At 62.0% G+C, this 1,526-nt stretch carries 2 protein-coding genes and 1 pseudogene; all 3 read left to right on the top strand.

The window, feature by feature from the left end:
- Positions 1-564 (top strand): annotated as a pseudogene (locus DY251_RS21190) (DnaB-like helicase C-terminal domain-containing protein); the annotation flags it as partial.
- 71 nt (positions 565-635) lie between these two features.
- Positions 636-1,067, top strand: a complete 432-nt coding sequence (locus DY251_RS21185; protein WP_116625887.1) for an antitoxin Xre-like helix-turn-helix domain-containing protein — start codon at positions 636-638, stop codon at positions 1,065-1,067.
- Positions 1,064-1,526 (top strand): RES family NAD+ phosphorylase (locus tag DY251_RS21180; protein ID WP_116625886.1); only part of this gene is annotated, 463 nt, incomplete at its 3' end. The genes DY251_RS21185 and DY251_RS21180, both read left to right, overlap by 4 nt.

The following is a 1,526-nucleotide window of genomic DNA, read 5'->3' as shown; positions in this document are numbered from 1 at the left end:
AGAAGATTCCGCTCTACATCGACCAGACCGGCGGCATCTCGATCGCGCAGCTTGCCACCCGGGCACGGAGGCTCAAACGCCAGCGCGGTCTCGACCTCCTTGTCATCGACTATATCCAACTGATGCAGGGCACGAGCCACCGATCGTCCCAGAACCCGCGTCCAGGAGGTCACCGAGATCACCACCGGCCTCAAGGCACTGGCCAAGGAATTGTCTGTGCCGATTATCGCGCTTTCCCAGCTTTCGCGCGAAGTCGAGAAGCGTGACAACAAGCGGCCGCAGCTTTCCGATCTGCGCGAATCCGGCTCGATCGAGCAGGACGCCGACGTCGTGCTGTTCGTCTATCGGGAGGAATACTACCTGAAGAACAAGGAGCCGAAACCCGGCACCGATGAGTACCTGAAGTGGGAGACAAACATGGCTGAGGCGCGCGGCAAAGCCGAAGTTATCGTCGCCAAGCAGCGTCACGGTCCAACCGGCACTGTTTCGCTGGCCTTCACCGGCGAATTCACTCGCTTCTCCGACCTGGCCAAGGACGACCACCTGCCGGAACGGTTCGAATGAACAGGAGACCCTTCTTGCCGTATGCCTCAAGTGAGACTATATTCTGTCTCAGTTGATAAGGAGCATGAACTATGCTGGCAATCGCAAACGTCGCCGATGTGCTGGGGCTGCCCGGCAGGGAAGGCGTAAAATCTCCGTTCGGGCTGATCACCCGCATCGAGGATGGCCTGCCGGTCGACGCGCTGGAGCGCATAGCGCGGCTTCTCGCACCCACCGACACTCAGTTCAAGTATAGGCTCGTTCCCAGGGCGACTTTCGAACGGCGCAAGCGCGCAGCGTTTCGGCTTTCGTCGGAGGAGGGGATGCGGGTCGCCCGGCTGGCGCGGGTCTGGAACCTCTCGGTCGAGGTCTGGGGCAGCGAGGAGGAGGCGCGCAACTTTCTGTTCAGGCCGCATGCCATGCTCGAGGACCGCCGGCCCGTCGACGTCGTTATCCAGAGCGAGATCGGCGCCGAGCTGGTGCTCGACATCCTCCAGGGCCTCAAATACGGCAGTGCTGCGTGACGGCGCAGGTCCTCGACCGGACATTGACGGCCTATCGCATCGGGGATCCCACCGGATCCTGGCCGATCTTCGATGCGACCGGCTCGACCATCGCGCCGGGGCGCTGGAACACGCCGGCGAGCCCGGTCATCTATACGTCCGAGCACTATTCGACGGCGTTGCTGGAAAAGCTGGTCCATGGTAGCGGCCGGCTGCCGCCCAACCAGCACTATGTCGAGATCACCATCCCTCGCGGCGTGAGCTACGAGATACTCTCGCCGGCGGCTTTGCCTGGATGGGACACCATGCCGGCGACCGTGAGCAAGGCGTTCGGGGAAAAATGGTGTCTCGAACGCCGCAGTGCGATCCTGATCGTTCCAAGCGTCGTTGCTCGCGTCGACAGCAACATCCTGGTTAATCCCCAGCATCCGGAATTCGCGTCGATCACGCCCAGTCTGCATCAGCCGGTCTATTGGGACC

It is taken from the genome of Mesorhizobium denitrificans (assembly GCF_003403035.1).
Lineage (GTDB): Bacteria > Pseudomonadota > Alphaproteobacteria > Rhizobiales > Rhizobiaceae > Mesorhizobium_G > Mesorhizobium_G denitrificans.
This window is presented reverse-complemented; position numbering and strand designations above follow the sequence as displayed.

Coding starts and splice junctions, on each gene's coding strand:
- DY251_RS21185 (WP_116625887.1), top strand. CDS start 636: ATGCTGGCAATCGCAAACGTCGCCGATGTGCTGGGGCTGCCCGGCAGG.